General features: G+C 49.7%; 22 protein-coding genes and 3 tRNA genes. 18 read left to right on the top strand and 7 right to left on the bottom strand.

The annotated features are described in order from the left end of the window. Positions 1 to 25: 25 nt before the first annotated feature. Positions 26 to 1,972 (top strand): 1-deoxy-D-xylulose-5-phosphate synthase, encoded by a 1,947-nt coding sequence (dxs, locus tag AURUGA1_RS04430; RefSeq protein WP_114129053.1) that lies wholly within the window; start codon positions 26 to 28, stop codon positions 1,970 to 1,972. Here dxs and AURUGA1_RS04425 read toward each other — a convergent pair. From AURUGA1_RS04425 to AURUGA1_RS04395, 7 genes are all read right to left on the bottom strand, one after another. Further along, positions 1,969 to 4,104 (bottom strand): 3-hydroxyacyl-CoA dehydrogenase NAD-binding domain-containing protein, encoded by a 2,136-nt coding sequence (locus AURUGA1_RS04425; protein ID WP_114129052.1) that lies wholly within the window; start codon positions 4,102 to 4,104, stop codon positions 1,969 to 1,971. The genes dxs and AURUGA1_RS04425 overlap by 4 nt on opposite strands. Then, positions 4,104 to 5,300 (bottom strand): thiolase family protein, encoded by a 1,197-nt coding sequence (locus AURUGA1_RS04420; RefSeq protein WP_114129051.1) that lies wholly within the window; start codon positions 5,298 to 5,300, stop codon positions 4,104 to 4,106. Before AURUGA1_RS04420 ends, AURUGA1_RS04425 begins: the two co-directional genes overlap by 1 nt. Before the next feature lie 75 nt (positions 5,301 to 5,375). Beyond that, complete coding sequence (locus tag AURUGA1_RS04415) at positions 5,376 to 6,572, bottom strand: HRDC domain-containing protein (RefSeq protein ID WP_114129050.1); 1,197 nt, start codon at positions 6,570 to 6,572, stop codon at positions 5,376 to 5,378. Then, a complete protein-coding gene (locus AURUGA1_RS04410) occupies positions 6,565 to 7,149 on the bottom strand; it encodes a DUF3000 domain-containing protein (protein WP_114129049.1) in 585 nt (194 codons plus the stop codon). The genes AURUGA1_RS04415 and AURUGA1_RS04410 overlap by 8 nt, the downstream gene beginning before the upstream one ends. A gap of 24 nt (positions 7,150 to 7,173) precedes the next feature. Continuing rightward, positions 7,174 to 7,749, bottom strand: coding sequence for a dihydrofolate reductase family protein (locus tag AURUGA1_RS04405; RefSeq protein ID WP_114129048.1), 576 nt, complete (start codon positions 7,747 to 7,749; stop codon positions 7,174 to 7,176). A 4-nt stretch (positions 7,750 to 7,753) separates the two neighbouring features. Next, on the bottom strand, positions 7,754 to 8,182 hold the full coding sequence (locus tag AURUGA1_RS04400; RefSeq protein WP_114129047.1) for a SufE family protein: 429 nt from the start codon (positions 8,180 to 8,182) through the stop codon (positions 7,754 to 7,756). A gap of 54 nt (positions 8,183 to 8,236) precedes the next feature. Then, positions 8,237 to 9,133 (bottom strand): sulfurtransferase, encoded by an 897-nt coding sequence (locus AURUGA1_RS04395; RefSeq protein ID WP_114129046.1) that lies wholly within the window; start codon positions 9,131 to 9,133, stop codon positions 8,237 to 8,239. A 156-nt stretch (positions 9,134 to 9,289) separates the two neighbouring features. Here AURUGA1_RS04395 and zapE point away from each other — a divergent pair, with 156 nt between their 5' ends. From zapE to secF, 17 genes are all read left to right on the top strand, one after another. After that, positions 9,290 to 10,309: a cell division protein ZapE gene (gene zapE / locus AURUGA1_RS04390; RefSeq protein WP_114129045.1), complete on the top strand. Its 1,020-nt coding sequence runs from the start codon at positions 9,290 to 9,292 to the stop codon at positions 10,307 to 10,309. Positions 10,310 to 10,449: 140 nt separating this feature from the next. After that, positions 10,450 to 11,706 carry an ammonium transporter gene (locus AURUGA1_RS04385; RefSeq protein WP_114129044.1) on the top strand — a complete coding sequence of 419 codons (1,257 nt, stop codon included), beginning with the start codon at positions 10,450 to 10,452 and terminating at the stop codon, positions 11,704 to 11,706. A gap of 136 nt (positions 11,707 to 11,842) precedes the next feature. Next, on the top strand, positions 11,843 to 13,090 hold the full coding sequence (locus tag AURUGA1_RS04380) for an ammonium transporter (RefSeq protein ID WP_114129043.1): 1,248 nt from the start codon (positions 11,843 to 11,845) through the stop codon (positions 13,088 to 13,090). Positions 13,091 to 13,161: 71 nt separating this feature from the next. Beyond that, positions 13,162 to 13,233: transfer RNA gene (locus tag AURUGA1_RS04375), tRNA-Gly, on the top strand. Between the two features lie 53 nt (positions 13,234 to 13,286). Beyond that, a tRNA-Cys gene (locus AURUGA1_RS04370) sits at positions 13,287 to 13,360 on the top strand. Between the two features lie 25 nt (positions 13,361 to 13,385). Then, positions 13,386 to 13,457: transfer RNA gene (locus tag AURUGA1_RS04365), tRNA-Val, on the top strand. A 159-nt stretch (positions 13,458 to 13,616) separates the two neighbouring features. Further along, the gene (gene thrS, locus AURUGA1_RS04360) at positions 13,617 to 15,536 is read left to right on the top strand and encodes a threonine--tRNA ligase (protein ID WP_114129717.1); all 1,920 of its coding nucleotides are present in this window, start codon (positions 13,617 to 13,619) and stop codon (positions 15,534 to 15,536) included. Beyond that, positions 15,533 to 16,102, top strand: a complete 570-nt coding sequence (locus AURUGA1_RS04355) for an HIT domain-containing protein (protein ID WP_114129042.1) — start codon at positions 15,533 to 15,535, stop codon at positions 16,100 to 16,102. The genes thrS and AURUGA1_RS04355 overlap by 4 nt, the downstream gene beginning before the upstream one ends. A 36-nt stretch (positions 16,103 to 16,138) precedes the next feature. Further along, positions 16,139 to 17,041, top strand: a complete 903-nt coding sequence (gene pdxS / locus AURUGA1_RS04350; protein ID WP_114129041.1) for a pyridoxal 5'-phosphate synthase lyase subunit PdxS — start codon at positions 16,139 to 16,141, stop codon at positions 17,039 to 17,041. Beyond that, positions 16,992 to 17,657, top strand: coding sequence for a pyridoxal 5'-phosphate synthase glutaminase subunit PdxT (gene pdxT / locus AURUGA1_RS04345; RefSeq protein ID WP_114129040.1), 666 nt, complete (start codon positions 16,992 to 16,994; stop codon positions 17,655 to 17,657). Before pdxS ends, pdxT begins: the two co-directional genes overlap by 50 nt. Before the next feature lie 3 nt (positions 17,658 to 17,660). Further along, complete coding sequence (locus tag AURUGA1_RS04340) at positions 17,661 to 18,419, top strand: YebC/PmpR family DNA-binding transcriptional regulator (protein WP_114129039.1); 759 nt, start codon at positions 17,661 to 17,663, stop codon at positions 18,417 to 18,419. Position 18,420: 1 nt separating this feature from the next. Further along, entirely contained in the window at positions 18,421 to 18,975 is a 555-nt protein-coding gene (ruvC, locus tag AURUGA1_RS04335; RefSeq protein WP_114129038.1) for a crossover junction endodeoxyribonuclease RuvC, read from the top strand. Between the two features lie 18 nt (positions 18,976 to 18,993). Then, positions 18,994 to 19,596, top strand: coding sequence for a Holliday junction branch migration protein RuvA (gene ruvA, locus AURUGA1_RS04330; protein WP_114129037.1), 603 nt, complete (start codon positions 18,994 to 18,996; stop codon positions 19,594 to 19,596). Further along, positions 19,597 to 20,607 carry a Holliday junction branch migration DNA helicase RuvB gene (ruvB, locus tag AURUGA1_RS04325; protein ID WP_114129036.1) on the top strand — a complete coding sequence of 337 codons (1,011 nt, stop codon included), beginning with the start codon at positions 19,597 to 19,599 and terminating at the stop codon, positions 20,605 to 20,607. It abuts the gene before it with no gap. Positions 20,608 to 20,671: 64 nt separating this feature from the next. Beyond that, on the top strand, positions 20,672 to 21,064 hold the full coding sequence (gene yajC / locus AURUGA1_RS04320) for a preprotein translocase subunit YajC (RefSeq protein WP_114129035.1): 393 nt from the start codon (positions 20,672 to 20,674) through the stop codon (positions 21,062 to 21,064). Further along, positions 21,064 to 22,770, top strand: a complete 1,707-nt coding sequence (gene secD / locus AURUGA1_RS04315) for a protein translocase subunit SecD (RefSeq protein ID WP_114129034.1) — start codon at positions 21,064 to 21,066, stop codon at positions 22,768 to 22,770. Before yajC ends, secD begins: the two co-directional genes overlap by 1 nt. After that, positions 22,770 to 23,756 carry a protein translocase subunit SecF gene (gene secF / locus AURUGA1_RS04310; protein ID WP_114129033.1) on the top strand — a complete coding sequence of 329 codons (987 nt, stop codon included), beginning with the start codon at positions 22,770 to 22,772 and terminating at the stop codon, positions 23,754 to 23,756. Before secD ends, secF begins: the two co-directional genes overlap by 1 nt. Positions 23,757 to 23,774 lie beyond the last annotated feature (18 nt).

Here is a 23,774-nt window from a genome sequence, read left to right as displayed (position 1 = left end):
GTTCGTTTCCTCATAGACTCGAGCCATGGCAATTCTTGAAACAGTTCACGGTCCCCGGGACCTCGATCGACTGAGCCAAGAGGAACTCGTTCAACTCTCTGCCGAAATTAGAGAGTTTTTGGTCCGAGAGGTTGCCCGCTCCGGCGGGCACCTCGGGCCGAACCTTGGTGTAGTCGAGCTCACCATTGCTATTCACCGTGTCTTTGACTCACCCAAAGACTCCATTGTTTTTGACACAGGACATCAGTCTTATGTGCACAAACTCCTCACCGGACGTCAGGACTTTTCCAAACTCCGTGAAAAGGGTGGCTTAGCCGGATATCCACAACGTTCTGAATCTGTTCATGACATCGTTGAAAGTTCTCATGCATCAAGCTCTCTGTCCTGGGCAGATGGCATCTCTCGTGCGTTCAACATGACTGGTCAAGATGATCGGCACGTCGTCGCTGTTGTGGGTGATGGCGCTCTGACGGGTGGTATGACGTGGGAAGCTCTGAATAACATCAGCCATGACAACGCACGCAATCTTGTCATCATCGTGAATGATAACGGCCGCAGTTACGCTCCCACTATTGGAGGAATGGCTCGATACCTCGACAAAGTTCGAACCCGAAAGAGTTATCGCAATCTCCACTTCACGAGTAGTCGCATGTTTGCCAGCATGGGCCCCTACGCGCGTGCTTTTTATCGTGGTGTTCGTGGCGGTGTTCACGGTTTTCTCTCTAGGTTCACCAACAATCAAGACCTTTATGCCAATCTCGACATCAAATATCTCGGCCCCGTCAACGGCCACGATGTCAAGGCAATGGAATCGGCTCTCACTCAGGCTAAGAACTATGGAGCTCCTGTCATTGTTCACGCAATTACCCAAAAAGGTAAGGGCTACGAACCTGCTCAACGAGATATCGACGATCAATTCCACGCAGTCGGTCAGATTGATCCCGTCACAGGAAAATCTATCTCTACATCCTCAGCTGTTGGGTGGACGGATATCTTTGGTGATGAACTTGTCTCGCTAGCTGAAACCAACGACAGCATTGTTGGCATCACTGCGGCGATGTTGCGACCTACGGGCCTTCACAAGCTCCTCGAACGCTTCCCTGACCGAGTTATTGATGTTGGTATTGCTGAACAGCATGCTGTTGCATCCGCGGCAGGACTAGCCTTTGGCGGCCTGCATCCAGTCGTGGCGGTTTATGCCACGTTCATTAACCGTGCGTTTGACCAAGTGCTGATGGACGTTGCCCTACATAAAGCAGGAGTAACTTTTGTGCTTGACCGAGCAGGTGTCACCGGTCCAGATGGGCCTAGTCACCACGGAGTCTGGGATTTGTCCATACTTCAAGTTGTCCCACACATCCGATTAGCGGCACCTCGTGATGCTGCACGCCTGCGCGAGGAACTTACAGAGGCAATTTCTATCGGAGATGGGCCTACTGTCATCCGATTCCCTAAAGGGTCTGTTTCACGCGACATCGAAGCTGTTCGTCGCTGCGTTGACGGTGTAGATGTCTTACGCGAAGCACCACACAAAGATGTCCTCATTGTTGCCATTGGAACTTTCGCCCAACTTGGTCTGGACGTTGCTGATCGTCTTGCTCAACAGGGTATTGGAGCAACAGTTGTTGACCCACGTTGGATTGTTCCAGTTCCTGAAAGCATAATTGACATGGCTCGCGACCACCGTCTCGTGATTTCCTTAGAAGATGGTGTTCGTGTTGGAGGAATCGGAACACGTATCAGGCAGGAACTACGAAGCGCTGGTGTAGACACTGCGGTTGACGAGCTGGGATTGCCAGATGAATTCCTTGATCACGCGAGCAGGAATGAAATTTTGGCCGATGCGGGGCTCACCGCACAGGACATCGCACGAGATGTTGTCGCTCAAGTTCTTGGCAGCAAGATACCTGTTGCACGCCCATTACCTGACGAAAGCGCAGTTTCTGAAACATTCCAGGACAAAAACGTTTAGTTTTTAGGTCCTGCAATCATCGGATTGTGGAAGGTAGCTCCAAAGACGCGCTGACTAGCGCCAATACGGTCAAGGAACGGTGTTGCACCACCCATCTGGAATGGCCATCCTGCGCCCATAATCATGCACAAATCAATGTCCTGGGCCGCACTGACGACCTTTTCTTCCAACATGCGGTGTATTTCATCTGCTAGACCATCTTCGATACGCTGACGGATTTGATCCGCGGTCATGGGTGAAGTGCCACCCTTGACGATTGCTTCTGCGCCACGGTCATAACCCGTGATTTTGCCGGTGCGGCCACGAACAATGATGGATCCATGTTCAGCTAGCTTGTGAAGATTGTCACTTCGGAAAAAACGATCAGGGAATGCTGCATGGTGGGTGTCTAGAACATGTGCTCCTACCTTCAGCCCAACAAGGTCTAGAAGTTCAAACGGTGCCATCGGCATTCCGAACGATGCGACAGACTCATCCACAGTTTTGAAAGGTGTGCCGGTATCCACTGCATGCATTGCTTCACCCAGTAGTCGAGCAAGTAAGCGATTCACGACGAAACCAGGGGAGTCAGCTGTGATGACCGCTGTTTTTCCTAGTTTCTTGGCCGTGTCCATCGCGGTGGCCAGTGCTACCTCGTTTGTCTGTGGGGCATTCACAACCTCAATCAAAGGCATTATCGCAACAGGGTTGAAAAAGTGGAAGCCAACTAATCGTTCAGGGTGCTTCAATTTCGCGCCGATTTCGTTGACAGACAAGCTGGAGGTGTTTGTCGCCAGAATGGCGTCCTCTGTTACGTATTGCTCGATATTCGCAAAGACGTCTTGTTTCACCGAAAGTTCTTCAAATACTGCTTCAATGACCCAATCAGCGTCACAGAAAGCAGCAGGATTGGTCGTTCCGCTCACAAGCGCCTGAAGTCGTTTATTCTCATCGGAGGAGATGCGACCCTTGTCATGCATGGACTGAATTTCCGCACGGATGTAAGTCAGAGCTTCGTCGAGTTTGTTTTGGTTGATGTCAGTGAGTACCACAGGCACTTTGAGCTTGCGCACGAATAGAAGCGCAAACTGTCGGGCCATTAATCCAGCCCCAATAACACCCACTTTGCCAACCGGGCGTGCAAGCTTTGGATCAGGTGCTCCTGCTGGCTTCTTGGCACGTTTTTGAACCAAATCGAATGCATACATTGATGCTTGGAACTGGTCACCAACAATAAGTGACGCAATAGCTTCGTCTTCTCGAGCGAAGGCTGCTTCTTTATCAACTTTTCGAGCCTGTTCAAGAAGGTCAAGAGCGACATAAGGCGCTGCGGCAACGGTTCCCAGCTTTTCTTCCACACTCTTTCGCGCAATGTTGACTGCCAAGTTCCACTTAGCAAGACGTTCAACTTTGCCAGGTTGGTGTGGGCGGTGTACCTCATGACCATTAAGCACAGCATCTGCCCACTGCAAGGACTCTTCCAGGAATCGTGCTGAACCAAACATGGCGTCAGCAATTCCAAGCTCGTAAGCATCAGTAGCTTTGAGCATTCGATTGTTCTTCAGAGGGTTTTCGATGATGACTTTGAGTGCATTCTCTATACCGATCAAATTAGGAAGAAGATAAGCGCCGCCCCATCCGGGAATTAAGCCAAGAAATACTTCAGGCAACGCAATTGCACCCACCGTTGCATCGACTGTGCGGTATGAGGCGTTGAGTGCCACTTCAAGGCCTCCACCGAGCGCTAAGCCATTGATGAAGACGAAAGAAGGCACTCCCAGTTCACCCAACCGGCCAAGAGTTCTGTGGCCTAGTTGCGCGAGCTTAACGGCCATTTCTTTACTCGGCACATCACTCACTCTGCTGAGGTCAGCCCCTGCTGCCAAGATGAATTCTTTGCCGGTCACAGCAACAGCGTCAATTTCTCCTGCAGCGGCGCGATCACTGAGCGAGACAAGAAGTCGATCTAGCTCGAGTAGCCCTTGAGGGCCAAGAGTGTTCGGACGCTTGTAGTCCATTCCATTATCAAGAGTCACCAATGCGATGACTTTGCCGCTGGAAAGGGTGATGTCCTGAGAGTAGCTGTGAGTAACAACCTCTTCAGTGCTCAGAGCAATGAGGTCTGAAAAATCAATGCTGTCGTAGTTCGTCATTACTTTGCACCATTCCAGTGTGGGTTTTCCCAAATAACAGTTCCACCTTGTCCAAGTCCAATACACATTGTGGTTATGCCATATCTGACTTCAGGGTGACGTTCAAATTGGTGCGCCAATTGAATCATTAGTCGAACCCCGCTGCTAGCCAATGGGTGACCTAAAGCAATGGCGCCACCATATTCGTTGACCCGAGGGTCATCATCAGAGATGCCAAAATGATCGAGAAACGCCAATACTTGAACTGCGAAGGCTTCATTCACTTCAAACAGGCCAATTTGGTCAATAGTCAGACCTGCTTTGCGAAGGGCCTTTTCTGTAGAAGGAACGGGGCCAATTCCCATCACTTCAGGTTCAACGCCAGCAAAAGCAAAAGAGACCATCGACATTTTGATGCCGAGGTTATAGCGTTCTGCCGCTTCTTCACTGGCTAGTAGGCAGATTGTTGCTCCGTCGTTGAGGCCACTTGCATTTCCTGCGGTCACACGACCATGAGGTCTGAATGGTGTCTTCAGGCCTGCGAGTCCCTCCATTGTTGTCTCTGGACGTGGAGCTTCGTCGACAGTGGCTAGTGTCCATCCCTCAGCAGTTTTAGCAGAGACGGGAATCAAATCAGGTTGGATGAATCCAGCAGCGTAGGCTGCCGCAACTTTTTGTTGAGAACGTAATGCGTACGCATCGGCACGTTCTTTAGTGAGATGTGGGAACCTGTCATGAAGTCGCTCTGCAGTTGCTCCCATGTTCAATGCATCAGCACTGACGAGTTTTTCTGCCAAGAATCGAGGATTCGGATCGGCATTGAATCCCATGGGATGGCGGCCCATATGTTCGACACCACCAGCAAGGACTAGGTCATAGGAACCCATTGCGATTCCTCCTGCTGTCGTGGTGACTGCTGTCATCGCGCCTGCACACATGCGGTCAATGGCAAACCCTGGAACATGGCGAGGGAGACCTGCCAAGATTCCTGCCGTTCTTCCGAGGGTGAGGCCTTGGTCGCCTTGCTGAGTGGTAGCGGCAATCGCAACATCATCTATTTCTTCGGTCGGAAGCAGTGGATTACGCTCAAGCAATCCCATCATTGCTTTCACGATGAGGTCGTCTGCACGAGTCTGCCAAAAAATACCTTTTTCGCCTGCGCGACCAAACGGGGTGCGAACTCCGTCGACAAATACAACACGTTTTCCGGCGGTCATGATGTCCTCTCGATGCCTCGTTGCTATCTTGATGCTAATTCGTGGGATTCAGCTGTGAAACCCAGCTGTGAGTCCCTACGAAGATTCTTGGGGTTCGAGGTTAAATTTTTGGTCGGCTTCCACAAAAGCATTAGAGATCAGAGCGCAGGTTTCAGCAATCTGCCATGCCCTGGCGCCCAATTTTTTCAGTCCAGCACTAATGCTGACGACAGTAATTGTGGAAGGTGGTGCCCAAGCAAGTTCACGCAAAATACTTGGAGTGAGGAGGTTTTCAGTAGGCATACTCAGTTCCTCAGCCCGGGCGCTCAGTTTTTCCTTTGCCGTATTCAGGCGTTCTAAAGCATCGGGACGTTTATCAGCCCATGCACGTGGGGGGGGAATGGTGTCAGAGGGAATGCGCATTGCAGGAAGGTTTTCGTCAGCATTCCCTCTAAGCACAGCTTCCCACCACACCTCGAGCAAGCTGCGGCTTGCCCGACCATTGAATTCTTTACACGCTGCAAGTTCACCCTTATTGGAAAAAGTTCGTTTGCTTGCGGCCACAATCGAGCTATCTGGAATGAGCCGACCCGGTGAAATGTCTTTCGTCTGTGCAACATAATCCCTTGCATTCCAGAGCGCCCGTGCAACAGCAAGTTGCCTGGGGGAGCGAAGGGTATGAAGACCTGAAATTTTTCTCCAGGGCTCTGTGCTGATTACTTTCTCAGGTTTATCGAGCGTTGCTTGAAACTCTTCGTGAGCCCAACTGAGTTTGTTGGACTCGATGAGCAGTTTTTCGATTTCGTCTCTCAGGTCGACGAGTAATTCAACATCTTGTGCCGCATAGGTCAACCAAGGCTCTGGTAGCGGTCTGGTCGACCAATCAGCAGCGCTATGTTCCTTAGCCAAATGGACGCCCAATAATTCTTCAATAACAGAACCCAGTCCTACCCGATCAAGACCCAACAAGCGCGCAGAGAGTTCCGTATCAAAAATACGTTGCGGAGCAATTCCTACTTCTCGCAAACACGCCAGATCCTGACTGGCTGCATGGAGAACCCATTCTTCTGTGTCATTTCGTCGAAATAACTCTGACATGTCCCCAATTGCTGGAGGGTCAAATAAAAACGTTCCTGCTTCGCGACGATGAACTTGGATGAGATATGCACGTTGCGAGTAGGTAAATCCAGATGCCCGTTCCGCATCGATGGCGATTGGGCCAGTTCCTTGAGAAATCACTTCGCACGCGGCGAGAAAATCTTCAGGTGAAGCGATGACGTGAACCCTAACCACGCTCCCTGCGGCGTGCAGTCAAACTGACAGCTTCTGCTGTGGGAGGTAAGCCGGCAAGCATGCACAGAAGTTCACCCCATGCATCTGCTTGATCACCCATTTCTGAGGAGGCAGGAGACCACGAGGCCCGAAGTTCGATTTGCGCACCATCACCGGCATCTTCAAGCTCACCAAAACCTGTCGAAAGGATTCGAGTAGCTGTGCCAGAAGGATTGAAGTATTTGGCCTTGCGTGTTGCGAGGGCATCGACCAACCATGACCAAGCAACATTGGCTAAGAACGGGTCAAGTCCAATGTCGGCTTCTAATGGGGCTTGGGCATATGCGACTACACGGAAAGCACCGCCCCAAGATTCGGGTTCTTCTGGGTCGTAAAGGAGGATAAAACGTCCTGTGCCATGTTGGGATTCGTGTTCATGCTCGGCAATGAGAACATCTGCTGCGAGAGCATAGCTGTATGGCGCAACTCCCGATGGAGAATCAATGACCCGAACTGTAAGTTCTTCTCGAAATGCGACGGAAGAAATGCTCTTTACTGCGCGTTGAAATTCTTCAGGAGCATTCTGATTTGTGGTCACATATACGACCCTAAAGTTCGCGAATTAGTGCGGCTTAGCGGCTCGCCGCCAAAAACGGAATGTCATCTCAGTTGATTTCTCAGATAGTTCTGAGAGAAGTTGATACTCAGAGAAATCAATAAATTCAGGAGCTGAGGAATCTTCATGTCGAAATGTCAACGCTATCTCGTCAAAAAATGCGTTGTGATGTAAAAGTTCTGCGGTAGTGAGGCCTCCCTCACAAAGGATCTTGTGTTCGTTTTTACGCAAATTATGAAGTGCAGAGCTCAAGCTGTGTGCAATAAACAATCTCTCCGGGTGTGGGCAAGTTTCTAAAGGGATATTTCCTGACTTACTCAAAACGATCATGCGCCCACCTGGTGGGAAGAACCACCCTTCTTTTCTGACTGATTCTGCTCCCAGTAACACTACGTCTGCGTCCTCACGAATAAGTCGAAGGATTCTCCGGTCCTGTGCAGAGGTCAGGCTTACTGATGTCCCGTCATCTCCGGTGGTTGTTCCAGTTGGCCCAACTAGCATGTTGAGACGAAAAGTCAGAGATGAGGGCCACGCATATATTTGTGAAAGTTGTACATCGGTAAGCGTGGAACTCTCAACCATGTTTCTAAACGGATTTCTCTCGAATTTGACGTTTCATACGCCACAACATGCCAGTCATCCCGCGCACACGAAGTGGGGAAATGAGTGCGTTAAGTCCAAGAGTGCTGGGGAAATCATCGGGAATGTCCAATGCTTCTTGCACTGTCAGGCCCGTCAGTCCTTGCACCAGGATGCTGGCAAACCCTCGAGTGGTTGGTGCTTGTTCTGGCGCTGTTGCGTGCACATCCACGCGGCCATCGTGAACGTCAACAAAGATATAAACAGGAGACTGACATTCCTCGACTTTTTCAAGAAGCTCAGGGTGATCCTGATATTCAGGTGGTAAATCAGGAAGTTCCTCTGCGAACTCAATGAGGAGTTGAATTTTGTCCTTGTCACCAAGGTCAAGGAAATCTTCTTGAGTTTGAGCGAGTGCCTGTGGAAGTTCAGTCATGATGCTTCCATCATCTCAGTTATGCACAGAGATAATCCCTCTGCACTCGAGTAATTAGCCGACTAACACACCGGGTTCAGTGCCTTTGACAATGGGAACTCGAACGGCAGAACCCCATTCAGTCCACGATCCGTCGTAATTACGAACACCGGTAAAGCCAAGGAGGTAGTTCAGTACAAACCAGGTGTGACTAGAACGCTCACCAATTCGGCAGTAGGCGATGACGTCATCTCCTGGCTTGAGGCCTGCCTCTACTAGGTAAAGCTGTTCGAGTTCCTGACGTGATTTAAACGTTCCGTCTTCGTTTGCAGCCTTCGCCCAAGGGACGCTTGCGGCACCAGGAATGTGACCGCCACGAAGTGCACCTTCTTCTGGGTATGCAGGCATGTGAGTACGTTCACCTGAGTATTCTTCAGGGCTTCGTACATCAATCATTGGCTTACCAATGTGTGCAAGAGTGTCGGCAAGATAAGCGCGAATAGGAGCATCGTTGCGTTCCACAATTGGATAAGTACTTGGTGAAATTTCTGGCTGTTCCTTTGTTAGGTCGCGACCTTCAGCAATCCATTTGTCACGTCCTCCATCAAGGAGGCGAACGTCTTCGTGTCCAAAAAGTTTAAATACCCAAAGGGCATAAGCTGCCCACCAATTACTTTTGTCCCCATAAATCACTACCGTTGTGTCCCGAGAGATACCCTTTGAGCTGAGTAATTCAGCAAACTGTGGGCCCTGGACATAGTCTCGAAGCACGGGGTCATTGAGATCGGTATGCCAGTCAATTTTCACTGCTCCAGGGATGTGACCAATTTCGTAGAGCAGAACATCTTCATCGGATTCGACAACGACAAGTTGAGGATTACCTAGGTTTTCCTCTAACCATTGAGTGCTCACAATGGCTTCAGGATGTGCGTATTCTGCAAACTTTTCAGACGAATCAATAGGTACGCTCATGGCTCCACTTTTCACTCAGGTTTGATTTCATGACACCAAGCATTGCTCTGGATACGCAATAGGCTTGTGCTGCACCTTCGAGACTACGTAGAGATTCGTTATGTGCCAACCCCACACCCCCGATTTTGTGCTTATGTTGAGGAATATTTCAGGAAAATGACTTCTGTGCAGTCCCTTGTTGAATTACACCCAACACTTGATGCGGGTGCAATAGTCAGCAGCCTGGTTCCTCCTCCACAATTCACGCAGGCGCGCTTCGACAATTACATTCCTAACCCTGAGTATCCCTCGCAAGAAGAAGCACGCACCATTCTTGAAGAATTTGCCAGAAGAAACACTGCAGTTCTCAAGCAGGCAAAGCTCTTTAGTCGAAACAAGAAAACTGAGGAACAGCCTCCCGGCGTTTACCTTGACGGAGGTTTTGGTGTTGGCAAAACCCACTTGCTGGCAGCAGCATGGAATTCTGCGTCCGGAAAAAAGTATTTTGGAACATTTTTGCAATACACCTCGCTTGTGGGTGCACTGGGCTATGTCAAAGCGGTTGAAGCGCTCAAGGGAGCCAGTTTAATTTGTATAGACGAATTTGAACTGGACGATCCCGGCGACACGATGATGATGACGCGAATGCTAGGGGAATTGGTAGCTGGCGGAACGCGTGTAGCAGCAACAAGCAACACTCCTCCCGCGGCATTGGGTGAGGGGCGTTTTGCCGCCGCAGACTTCCTGAGAGAAATTCAAGCTCTTGCTTCAAACTTCAGGACGATTCGCATTGACGGTACTGACTATCGCCAACGTGCTGCTGAAGGTGTATCGCGAGTTTCCTCACCTCAAGAGGTAGCGGCTTACATTTCGGAACAACGCGCAGCAGGTGCCACCGTGACGGTTGACCGCTTTGATGCTCTGCTGGCTCACCTTGCAACTGTGCACCCTTCTGTCTATGTTCGCCTTTTGGACAACGTAGACGCCATAGTCCTTGAAGATGTTCACGTCATTATGGGGCAGACCGACGCTCTTCGTTTAGTCGCTTTCATCGACCGTGTGTATGACGCTCAAATCCCTATCATCGCTTCAGGTACACCAATTTCTGATGTGTTTGGTGGTGACATGGTCAATGGTGGATATCGCAAGAAGTATCTTCGTTGCGTTTCACGTCTCATTGCCTTGACCAATTTCTAACTTTAGAAATCTGTTTGAAACACAACCTCATTATTTGTAACACTGACGTCACCTCGAAGAATACCTGCGGTAACGAACCTCATTCACACTCATGAATAGAGACGGTGAACTATCCGTCACCATTCGTGAAAGAGGTTGAAATGGATCAAGGCAACACCGCCTTCGTGCTCATCAGTGCAGCACTCGTACTCCTGATGACTCCCGCCCTGGCGTTCTTCTATGGCGGTCTTGTCAAGGCAAAGAGTGTCGTCAGCATGATGATGTTGAGCTTTGGCTCTCTTGCGCTGATTGGTGTCTTATGGGTTATCTATGGATACTCCATCGCATTCGCCAATGAAGGCTCATCGACGTTTTATGGCATAGATGGAATCATCGGTATCGATACCGCATACATCGGCCTTGAAGGCTTATTAGAAACTCCCGAGGGTGCAGCATTCCCGCCCTTGGCCTTCGCGGCATTCCAGGCCACTTTTGCAATCATCACTGTTGCTCTAATTAGCGGTTCGATCGCTGACCGAGCAAAGTTTGGTGCTTGGCTTGTATTCGCCGGTATTTGGGCAACAATTGTTTACTTCCCAGTAGCTTCCTGGGTTTTCAACTTCACTATCGTGGACGGCAAGATTGTTGACGGTGGTTGGATTGCCTACAACCTAGGTGCAATCGACTTTGCAGGTGGCACGGCTGTTCACATCAACGCTGGAGCTGCAGCCCTTGCATTGGCACTTGTTTTGGGCAAGAGAATTGGTTTCGCGAAGGGTGTTGCAAAGCCTCACAATGTGCCACTTGTTCTTCTCGGTGCGGGATTGCTCTGGTTTGGCTGGTTCGGATTCAATGCAGGATCAGAACTCGCAGCGGATGGAGTCGCCTCCCTTGCATTCATCAACACGATCGCTGCACCCGCAGCAGCTGTCCTGGGATGGTTGCTCATTGAGCGCATCAAGGAAGGTAAGGCCACGTCAGTAGGCGCTGCTTCCGGTGCTGTTGCTGGTTTGGTCGCAATCACTCCTGCATGTGCAAACCTGACACCAATGTGGGCAATTCTGTTGGGTCTCATCGCTGGTGCTGTGTGCGCCCTTGCTATTGAGCTCAAATTTACTTTCGGGTTCGATGACTCTCTGGATGTTGTCGGTATTCACCTTGTGGGTGGTTTGATCGGAACCTTGTTCCTCGGGTTCTTCGCAACCGAAGTTGGATTCTTCTTCTCTGGTTCATTCGAACAACTCGGAAAGCAGGCTATTGCCGCCTTTACCGTACTGATCTTCTCGTTCGTTCTCAGTTACATCATCGGAACAATCATCGAGAAGACCATGGGCTTCCGAATCAAAAACGAGGACGAGCTCGCTGGTATCGACACAATTGTCCACGGCGAAGAGGGTTATGCGCTTCAGGAGGCATAAACCTTGAATTAGTCTCATCACGCCGCGTGCTAGGCCCTGTAGTTTTCTGCAGGGCCTAGACACGATTAATATGTTCGAAACATAAACGCTTCATATCTGAAACGCGTATGCCAAAGAATCTCCTCTGGAGGTTTTCATGGATACAGGTAATACCGCTTTTCTGATTATTTGCACCGCGCTGGTCTTGATGATGACACCAGCACTTGCGTTCTTCTATGGCGGTCTTGTCCGTGCAAAGAGCGTCATCAGCATGATGATGCTCAGTTTTGGTTCGATGGCTATCGTTGGCGTTTTGTGGATTATCTATGGCTACGCCATCGCATTTCCCGCCTTAGGGGGACCTGCAACCTACGGAATCCCCGGTGTATTCAACATCGACTTAGCTCACATGGGATTAGAAAATCTCATCGAAGTTCCAGACGGGGCAACAGTCCCTCCCCTTGTTTTTGCCGCTTTCCAAGCCACATTCGCGATGATTACTGTTGCGCTCATTTCTGGAGCGATCGCTGACCGTGCAAAATTTGGTGCATGGATGGTGTTTGCCGGTGTGTGGGTAACCATTGTCTACTTCCCTGTAGCCTCATGGATCTTTAATTTCACTGTTGAAGACGGTGAAATAACCAGTGGTGGATGGTTGGTCTACAACGTTGGTGCCCTTGACTTCGCAGGCGGAACAGCAGTCGAAATCAACTCTGGTGCCGCTGCGCTGGCACTTGCTTTAGTGCTTGGAAAACGAATTGGTTTCGCAAAGGGTGTTCATAAGCCCCACAACGTACCATTCGTACTCTTGGGTGCCGGTCTGCTGTGGTTTGGTTGGTTTGGTTTCAATGCTGGCTCTGCGATTGCCGCAGATGGTGTTGCTGCCATTGCATTGATTAACACTATGGCAGCAGGGGCAGCCGGCATTATCGGATGGCTGATTGTCGAACGAATTAAGGATGGAAAGGCAACCTCAGTCGGTGCAGCCTCAGGTGCTGTAGCAGGTCTTGTTGCGATTACACCTTCCTGCGCCTACCTCACCCCGAGCTGGGCACTCGTTCTGGGAGTGCTCACCGGTGTCTTGTGTGCACTTGCGGTTGAACTCAAATTTACTTTTGGCTTCGATGACTCTCTCGATGTTGTGGGAATTCACCTCGTCGGTGGGGTGATTGGAACCTTGTTCCTCGGATTCTTTGCCAGTGAAGTTGGACTTATTTACTCGGGTTCATTCGACCAACTTGGGAAGCAAGCTATCGCAGCATTTAGCGTTCTGATCTATTCATTTACTCTTTCGTTTGCAATTGGTTGGGTGATTGACAAGACCATCGGATTCCGGGTCAAAAATGAAGATGAGCTTGCTGGTATTGACCTCGTCATGCACGGTGAAGAGAGTTACGACTACTAAAAAATTCGTGTCAGGTTTTGCGTTCACGCTAACTTCTCGATAAAGTTCCAAGGTACTCAATAGAGTGCAACGCGGATGTGGCGCAGTGGTAGCGCATAACCTTGCCAAGGTTAGGGTCGCGAGTTCGAATCTCGTCATCCGCTCGAGTGTGGTCAGTCCTACGGCCGACTCATTGTTAGCGTGGGTAACCACCTACGGTGGATTGGCCGAGAGGATAGGCAGCGGCCTGCAAAGCCGTCCACACCGGTTCGAATCCGGTATCCACCTCCAAAACCACGTTTTCGGACATGGCTTTGAGCGATTGGCGCAGCGGTAGCGCGCTTCCCTGACACGGAAGAGGTCGCTGGTTCGATCCCAGTATCGCTCACTGAAAACCCCCGGATTTCCGGGGGTTTTTCTTTTGGCTAGGCTGTAAGTCGAGAAAGTTATTAGAGGAGTCCACTTCGTGTCTGACGTTTCCGGTTCACTCACCGTTCAAGCTTCCAGTGATGGCTTCGCGCTCTACACGGACCGCAGCATTGTTGCAATGCGCGTCAACGGTGAGCTACGTGACCTAGCTCATATCTTGCAGCCAGGAGATGAAGTTGAACCCGTATATGTTGATTCCGCAGACGGACTCAACATTCTTCGACACTCAGCTGCCCACGTTCTCGCCCAAGCGGTTCAGAACGTGAACCCCACAGCAAAATTGGGCATTGGACCACCCGTCACAGACGGTTTCTACTACGACTTCGATGTCGAGGAAGCATTCACACCAGAAGACATGAAGTCCTTAGAAAAGGCGATGTCTCGCATCGTCCGTTCAGGACAGCGCTTCATGCGCCGAGTTGTCACCGAAGATGAAGCTCGAGCAGAACTTGCCTCTGAGCCATACAAACTAGAACTCATCGGTCTCAAAGGCGGTAATACAGGAGACGACAACGAGAGTGTTGAAGTTGGCGGAACAGAACTGACCATCTACGACAATGTTGATCCATCCACGGGGGAGACCGTGTGGAAGGATCTATGCCGTGGGCCACACGTTCCAAATACCCGCATGATTGGTGATGGTTTTGCTCTTACCCGGTTGGCAGCTGCTTACTGGAGAGGTTCAGAAAACAACCCTCAACTCCAGCGTGTTTATGGCACCGCTTGGCCCTCAAAAGCAGATCTTCGTGCATACCAAGAACGTCTAGAAGAAGCTGCCAAACGTGACCACCGTCGCCTGGGAAATGAACTTGACCTATTTAGTTTTCCCGAAGAAATTGGTTCGGGTTTGCCTGTATTTCATCCCAAGGGTGGTGTGATTCGCCGAACCATGGAGGACTACTCTCGTCGTCGCCACGAAGAAGGCGGATACGAGTTTGTCTATTCTCCACACATCACCAAGTCGAACCTGTTTGAAACCAGCGGGCACTTGGATTGGTACGCGGATGGAATGTTCCCGCCCATGAAATTGGATGAAATTCGCAATGAGGCAGGTGAAGTTACTCGACAAGGCGTTGATTACTACCTCAAACCAATGAACTGTCCATTCCACATTTTGATCTTCAAGTCACGCTCCAAGAGCTACCGTGAACTGCCTTTACGATTGTTCGAGTTTGGTTCTGTGTATCGCTATGAGAAATCTGGTGTGGTTCACGGTCTCACTCGTGTTCGCGGAATGACTCAGGACGATGCTCACATCTTTACTACCCGCGAGAACATGAAAGAAGAACTCACAAATGTTCTCAACTTCGTGCTGTCCTTGCTACGTGACTACGGCCTTGATGACTTCTACCTTGAGCTCTCTACCAAGGACCCCAAGAAGTATGTCGGTGATGACGCTATCTGGGACGAAGCCACCGAGACGTTGCGACAAGTCGCAGAAGATTCAGGTTTGACCTTAGTCCCAGATCCAGGCGGTGCTGCTTTCTATGGACCCAAGATTTCTGTTCAGGCACGTGACGCGATAGGTCGCACCTGGCAGATGTCGACCATCCAACTGGACTTCAACCTGCCGGAACGTTTCGATTTGGAATATACAGGTTCTGACGGAAACCGCCATCGTCCTGTCATGATTCACCGAGCTTTGTTTGGATCTATAGAACGTTTCTTCGGTGTACTCACTGAGCACTACGCCGGCGCTTTCCCACTCTGGTTGGCGCCTGTACAGGCCGTCGGTATTGCTGTTGCAGAAGAATACGAGGAGTACCTCTCAAGTGTTCTTGGCCAGCTCAAAGCTGAAGGGCTCCGTGTTCAACTTGATGCCAGCGATGACCGAATGCAAAAGAAGATTCGTAATGCTGCTGCACAAAAAATTCCGGTTCAAATCATTGCTGGTGAAGAAGACAGGGCAAATGGTGCAGTGAGTTTCCGTTTCCGAGACGGAAGCCAGCGAAACGGCATCCCGGTCGCAGAAGCCATTGATCTTCTTGTTACCGCCGTACGTGACCACCGTCAGGTAATGAGTGCAGAGGACCTATGAATCATTACCGAGCAGAAGAGTTCGAGGGGGTAGACCTTCGTTCAGCTTCTACTTTTGGGGCTGTGCCTGACGAATTTCAACGTTTGTGGACACCACATCGTTTGGCATATATCGAAAATGGCCAGCAACCATCGCAAGATGACTGCCCTTTTTGCCTTGCACCGGAAATGTCGGATGAAGAGGCTCTTATTGTTCACCGGGGCACTCACGCCTTTGTTTTGCTGAATTTATACCCATACAACAGTGGACACCTTCTGGTTTGTCCCTATCGTCACGTTGCAATGTATGACGAAGCCACTGTTGAAGAAACGGCAGAAATCGCTAGTCTGACTCAGGAAGCAATGCGAGTTTTGAAAAAAGTTGCTCGCAATGACGGTTACAACATTGGCATGAACCAAGGCCGAGTTGCTGGTGCCGGAATTGCCGATCATCTTCACCAACACGTAGTGCCACGATGGGCTACGGACTCAAATTTCTTTCCCATCATTGCCAAGAGTAAAGCGATAACTGCACTACTCGGAGATGTCCGATCAGCGGTCGCAGCAGCTTGGCGTGAACAGAACTAAACTTCTAACAGATCCTCCACTCAAGAGAAGCGAAAAATGACTGAAAAGAACAACACTCCACTTACTGGTAGCACCCGTGTTAAGCGTGGTCTTGCAGAACAGCTCAAGGGTGGCGTCATCATGGACGTAGTCACCGCTGAACAAGCTCGCATCGCGGAAGATGCTGGAGCTATTGCGGTGATGGCTCTCGAACGTGTACCCGCCGATATTCGCGCTCAGGGCGGCGTAGCTCGCATGAGTGATCCTGATTTGATTGAGGGCATCCAGGCCGCTGTTAGCATTCCGGTGATGGCTAAAGCTCGCATCGGTCACTTTGTTGAAGCGCAAGTTCTTGCCGAGCTAAATGTTGACTTTATCGACGAGTCTGAAGTATTGAGCCCTGCTGACTACGTCAACCACATTGATAAGTGGGCTTTTGACGTTCCATTTGTGTGCGGTGCGACTAATCTCGGCGAAGCTCTTCGTCGAGTTAATGAAGGTGCCGCAATGATTCGTTCGAAGGGTGAAGCCGGAACAGGTGACGTTTCCGAGGCAACAAAGCACATTCGTAAAATCAATGCTGAACTTCGCTGGCTTTCTTCTTTGGCCAAAGATGAGCTCTATGTTGCTGCTAAGGAACTTCAGGCACCCTACGACCTCGTTGTTGAGGTTGCTTCCACAGGCAAGCTTCCTGTTCCACTATTCACCGCAGGCGGTGTCGCTACCCCTGCTGACGCAGCAATGATGCTTCAACTCGGTGCTGATGGTGTATTCGTCGGATCTGGAATATTCAAGTCGGGAGACCCAGCTGCTCGCGCCAAGGCGATTGTTAAGGCTGCGGCTTTCTTCGATGACCCCAAGGTTATTGTTGAAACTTCTCGTGGTTTGGGCGAAGCTATGGTCGGCATCAATGTCGCAGACATTCCTGCTCCACATCGACTCGCTGAACGTGGCTGGTAAATATTCCCATCTCCGAGTAGGAGTTCTCGCCTTCCAAGGTGATGTCCGTGAGCATATGCAGGTGCTTTGTGCATTGGGTGCACAGGTCATCAAAGTTCGTCGGCCGGAGGAGCTTTCTTCGGTAGATGCACTTGTTATTCCTGGCGGTGAATCCAGTGTGATGGACAAACTGGTACGTCAATTTGGAATGCAGCAGCCCCTACGGGCTGCAATAGCGGATGGTCTCCCGGTTTTTGGAACATGTGCTGGATTAATCATGATGGCAGACAACATTGTCGACGCCATCATTGAGCAAGAATCTCTAGGCGGCCTTCATGTGGATGTTCGACGTAACGCTTTTGGCACCCAAGTTGATTCCTTTGAGGTTGATTTGACAATGCCAGGCGTTTCGGAAGAACTCATTCCTGCCACATTTATTCGTGCTCCAATCGTTGAACGTGTTGGTGAAGGAGTTCGTGTCATCTCACAACTTCATGACGGTCGAATCGTCGCAGTTGAACAAGGGAACTTACTAGGAATTTCATTCCATCCGGAAGTCAACGGCGATACTCGTGTTCATGAATATTTCCTTGGGCGCGTATCTCAATACGTTGAAAAGAAGAAAGCTAAGATTTAAGGCATGTCTGGACATTCCAAGTGGGCTACCACTAAGCACAAAAAAGCTGTTATTGATGCCCGTCGCGCAAAGTCGTTTGCGAAGCTCATCAAGAACATTGAAGTTGCAGCAAAACTTGGTGGCGCTGATCTTTCTGGAAACCCAACCCTTGTTGATGCAGTTCAGAAAGCTAAAAAAACAAGCGTTCCTAACGACAACATTGACCGCGCTATCAAGCGTGGTGCGGGCCTGACTGGTGACTCAGTTGAATACACCACCATCATGTATGAAGGCTACGGTCCTAATGGTGTAGCCCTACTCATTGAATGTCTGACGGATAACAAAAACCGTGCCGCGGCAGAGGTTCGCACTGCAATGAGCCGTAATGGCGGCAACATGGCAGATCCTGGTTCTGTCGCCTATAACTTCAGCCGTAAAGGCGTGATCAGAGTTTCAGCGCAGGCTGGAGTAGATGAAGACACCATCCTTGCTGCAGTACTCGATGCCGGTGCCGAGGATGTATCTAGTCACAACGGATCATTTGAAATCATTTCTGAGCCTCAAGACCTCGTTGCGGTGCGCGAAGCATTACAGGCTGCCAACATCGATTATGACTCTGCTGATGCAGAGTTTGTCCCCAATCTTGAAGTGGAAATTGATTCTGACACGGCCCGGAAAGTGTTTAAGCTCATTGACGCACTTGAAGACTCTGATGACGTTCAAAATGTCTTCAGCAATTTCGATTTGAGCGAATCTGTTCTTGCAGAATTAGAGCAGGACTAACTTGCGAATTCTCGGAGTTGATCCGGGACTCACCCGTTGTGGCGTGGGCGTGATTGATGCGAAAGCAGACCGTTCAGTATCCCTCGTTCATGTTTCGGTGCTTGCCACTGATAAACAACTCGATTTACCGGAGCGCCTTCTTCTCTTACAAAGGGGATTAGCGGAACTAATTGATAAATATGAACCCCAAAGAATTGCTGTTGAACGGGTTTTCGCGCAGCACAACCTTCGGACGGTGATGGGAACTGCACAAGCCAGCGCTGTGGCTTTTCTCGAAGCGGCACAGCGAGGTATTCCTGTGGATCTTCACACTCCCAGTGAAGTAAAAGCATCAATCACAGGAACAGGCCGAGCAAACAAGGTTCAGGTCGCTTCGATGGTGGGGAGACTTTTGGTCTTGCCTGAAGGCAAACTTCTTCCCGATGCCACTGACGCACTGGCTTTGGCAATTTGTAACGCGTGGCGTGGCGGTTCACTGACTGTTCCTCAGGGTGCACTCACTCCAGCTCAGCAACGTTGGCGTGAGGCGGAGCGTCAGTCTAAAAAACGAGGATAACCGCTCTATGCTGAGCACGTGATTGCCTCTCTCAGTGGCACAGTTACGGCTGTGCGAGACCAAACCTGCATCGTCGATGTCAACGGTGTCGGTTATCTCGTAAACATCACCTTAGGACACAAGAGAACTTTGTCAGTGGGGGAGAGAAATGTCTTTTTCACCTCACTTGTGGTTCGTGAAGACTCGATGACCTTATATGGATTTGAGTCTCCCGAAAGCACAGAAATTTTTGAAGTATTACTTTCTGTCTCTGGTGTAGGCCCACGATCTGCTTTGGCTATTCTTTCTGAGTTATCTCCAGTAGAAATATTGACAGCTGTTGTTGATGAGAATGATGCAGCTTTCAAAAAAGTTTCTGGGATTGGTCCCAAAACAGCAAAACTGATTATTGTTCAACTCGCCGGAAAGATCAGTTCCTTGGCACATTCTTCAAATGCTTTCACCTCGCCTCACCCATCCACGGAAGCGGAAGCAGTTGTTCTCAATGCTTTGGTAGGTCTGGGCTGGAACGAAAAAATAGCCCAAGAAGCATTACAAAGCCTCTCAGGCACTTCCGTAGACCGTTCATCATCTTCAGTTCTCCTCAAAGAAGCGCTGGCTCTCTTGGCAGGGAAAAAGTAAATGTCTGGCGACACTGTGACTTCTGGTCAACCACTCAACGACGGTGAACGGGATTTTGAAGGTGCACTTCGCCCTCAATCACTATCTGAATTTGTTGGACAACAAAAAGTTGTCAGTCAACTCGGTTTGCTTCTTCAGGCTGCTGAGATGGATTTTCGAACACCAGACCACATCCTGTTGTCTGGACCACCTGGCTTAGGTAAAACTACGCTTGCCATGATTGTTGCGCATGAATCTGGTCGCTCGCTACGCATGTCTAGTGGCCCCGCCATTAGCCATGCAGGCGACTTAGCAGCATTGCTTTCTTCGCTTGTTCCTGGTGAAGTTCTTTTCATTGATGAAATACACCGCATGGCACGATCTGCAGAAGAGATGCTGTATCTCGCCATGGAAGACTTTCGCATTGACATCATGGTTGGAAAAGGGGTGGGGGCATCTTCAATTCCTCTTGATTTACCCCCATTTACACTCGTAGGCGCGACCACGAGAACTGGACTTCTAGCGAGTCCGCTGAGGGACCGTTTTGGGTTTACTGCTCATCTTGAGTTTTATGAGGTCGAAGAACTCAAGACAGTTCTCACACGCTCAGCTCAACTGTTATCAATCGACATTCCAGAAACAGCTCTACTCGAAATTGCACGTCGAAGCAGGGGAACACCACGAATCGCTAACCGCCTGTTACGTCGAGTTCGTGATTACATGACCGTTCATGCAGGTGAAGATGCTGCACACGCTGTAGAACGTGCATTAGCTCTTTATGACGTTGATGAACGTGGACTCGATCGTCTAGACCGCTCCGTGCTTTCAGCTCTCGTTGAACGCTTCAATGGGGGGCCGGTGGGTGTGAATTCTCTTGCAATTTCAATCGGTGAAGAATCAGAAACGATTGAGGCCACAGTCGAGCCATTTCTTATTCGAGAAGGACTCATGAGTCGTACCCATCGTGGACGCATTGCTACTTCTCAAGGATGGGCCCATTTGGGTCTGACTCCTCCCTCAATAAACCCTTAGCTTCTGTGACCTATACTCGTTAGAGATGTATCTGCATCGGTTTTGATTCCCTAAGGACTTTTTCATGGATCCCATGACATTATTCATGATGGCTGTGTTGGCCGTTTTGGTTTTCTTCATGTTCCGCAATGGACAAAAGCGAAAGAAAGCTGCTGAAGAGCTTCAGAAGACCGTGGTTCCAGGGGCACACGTGATGACCACTTTTGGTGTTTACGGAACCATTAAGTCCATCGATGACGCAGAGAACATTGTTGTTCTCGAGACTTCTCCGAAAAACACACTGAAGCTTCACCGCCAAGCAATCGCACGCGTTGTTGAAAACGCTGCTGTCGCTCCAACCGCTGGCGAATCTATCGGCGCAGACATCACCAAACTTGCTCTGGACCCAGAGGCAGAAGCTGGTTCTCTCGAAATTGATCCTCAATTTGGTGAGCGTAAGCCTAATAACAAAAAGTAATGGCGCGTTCCCAAACTACGCGTAAGGCACTTCGGTCTCTTACGTGGCTTCTTGTTCTGATTGCCGGCTTGGTCGGAATTAACGCTGCTGGTGTTATCTGGGGCGGGGGCTCATGGACCCCTAAGTTAGCTCTCGATCTTGAGGGTGGTACACAGATTGTTCTCGCTCCCAAACTCGAAAGCGGCCAGAAGGTATCTGAAGAACAAATGGCACAGGCAGTTGCCATCATTCGCCAACGAATTGACTCCGCGGGCGTTTCTGAAGCGGAAATCAATACACAGGGAAATCAAAACATTGTTGTTTCAATCCCTGGACAACCTGATGACGCAACCTTGGCTCGTATTGAAGCCTCAGCAAAGCTCGATTTCCGCGCAGTATTAATCGCCGGTGCACCGACAACTTCAGTTGTTGGAGCAGATGGAACTGCTACCCCCGTTCCACAGGGGCCGATTGACCCAAATCTGTCTTCTGTTCCTGCTGTTGCCCCCTCAAATGGAAGCGATCTGAATTGGATTACCCCAGCTCTTCAGGCACAGTATGAGCAATTCGAGTGCACGGATGAAAATATTCAGGCTGCAAGCACAGCTCCCGAAGACCAGCCATTGATTACTTGTGACTTCACAAACACAGTGAAGTATTTATTGGGACCGGTTGAAGTTTCGGGCGCCGATATCTCTGATGCTTCCTCTGGCATGGTGACATCTTCAACGGGAGCTAGTACGGGCCAGTGGGCAGTAGATCTCTCCTTCAATGACAAAGGCACCAAGGCGTTTGGTGATGTGACAACCCGTCTTTTTGGTCTTACCGGTTCTCAAAATCAATTCGCTATTGTTCTTGACGGACGTGTGCTTACAGCTCCTTCTACAAACGCTGCAATTACTACTGGTAGCGCTCAAATTACTGGTGGCTTCACGCAAGAGAGCTCAAAAACTCTTGCTGATCAGCTGAAATATGGCGCTCTTCCCATCGGTTTCCAGGTTCAATCTTCCGAAACAATTTCAGCGACACTGGGTTCTACTCAATTGATGAGCGGTCTATTAGCCGGAGCTATAGGACTCATTCTGGTTGTTCTTTATTCACTGATCCAATACCGCGCTCTGGGTTTGGTAACTGTTGCTTCGTTGGCTGTAGCGGCACTGTTGACTTACCTTCTTGTCACTATTTTGTCGTGGCGTGAGGGGTATCGACTCTCTCTCGCAGGTGTTGCAGGTCTGATTGTTGCCATCGGAATCACGGCTGACTCGTTTATTGTGTACTTTGAAAGAATTCGAGATGAGCTACGTGACGGACGTGGACTTGAATCTGCTATCGAAGCTGGGTGGAAGCGCGCATTACGAACCATTGTTGCGAGCGACACCGTGAACTTCCTTGCGGCAGTCATTCTGTTCATTCTCGCTGTTGGAAACGTACGTGGTTTTGCGTTGACGTTAGGTTTGACAACAATCGTTGATCTTTTCGTAGTTGCCCTGTTCACCCACCCCATGCTTCAGCTCATGGGACAAACGAGATTTTTCAACGGTGGTAGCACCTTCTCCGGCCTGAATCCTTCGGCTTTGGGAGCCACGTATCGCGGGCGTGCACAATTTGCTCCTGCTCAACGTGTCTCTTCTGAAAAGCTCGCTAAGTCTTCTAAAGAAGCACTGAAGCGTCAAACAATTGCCGAACGTAAAGCGCAACAATCCTCTGAAACGAAGGAGGACAACTAATGGCTAGTTTTACTCAGTTCGGTAATGACCTCTACACAGGCGAACGTTCATTTAACATCGTTGGCAAGCGCAAGATATGGTACACAATCTCTGCAGTGCTGATTCTCGTCAGCATCATTGGGCCCATTCTCAAGGGTGGTTTTAACTTTGGTATTGAATTCACCGGTGGAAGTGAATTCGTTGTTTCTGATGTGACAGATATGTCGCAAACGAAAGCTACTCTGGCCGTCCAAGAAGTCGAACCCAACATGGTTCCTAAAGTGTCAACTTTGGGGGATTCAAACATTCGTGTTCAGACTGAACAGCTCACTGCTGAACAGAACCGTGAAATTCGAGTCAATTTGGCAGATGCTTACGCAGTACCAATTAGCAACGTCACAAGCTCATATATCGGGGCTAGTTGGGGTTCTGACATCACGACGCAAGCTATTCGCGGTCTCTTAGTTTTCCTCGTACTTGCTTCTCTTGTAATGGCACTTTACTTCCGCACCTGGAAGATGTCCTTTGTCGCCATTGTTGCTCTTGTTCATGACCTGGTGATTACTGCTGGAATTTACGGCATTACCGGGTTCGAAGTAACACCTGGTGCAGTGATTGGTTTGTTGACAATATTGGGCTATTCCCTTTACGACACCGTTGTTGTCTTCGACAAGATTCGCGAAAATACTCAAGGATCCACCAAAGAAGCGTCATTGACGTTTGCTAACCAAGTGAATCTTGCTGTTAATCAAACTTTGGTTCGCTCAATCAATACTTCCGTCGTAGCAGCATTGCCTGTAGCCGCAATTCTTTTCATCGGCGCCTTTGTTCTCGGTGCAGGTACCCTCCGTGATATTTCACTTGCATTGCTGATTGGTATTTTTGTGGGAACCTACTCCACAATTTTCTTGGCAACGCCACTGTATGTGCAGATGCGTCAAAATGAGCCAGCAATCAAAAAGTATGACAAGAAGGTACTTGCTGAACAGTCCAAAACTTCAGCATAGTTCTCAGGTTTTCCCGAG

Origin of the sequence: Aurantimicrobium sp. MWH-Uga1 (assembly GCF_003325955.1) — a bacterium.
Classification (GTDB): domain Bacteria; phylum Actinomycetota; class Actinomycetes; order Actinomycetales; family Microbacteriaceae; genus Aurantimicrobium.
This window is presented reverse-complemented; position numbering and strand designations above follow the sequence as displayed.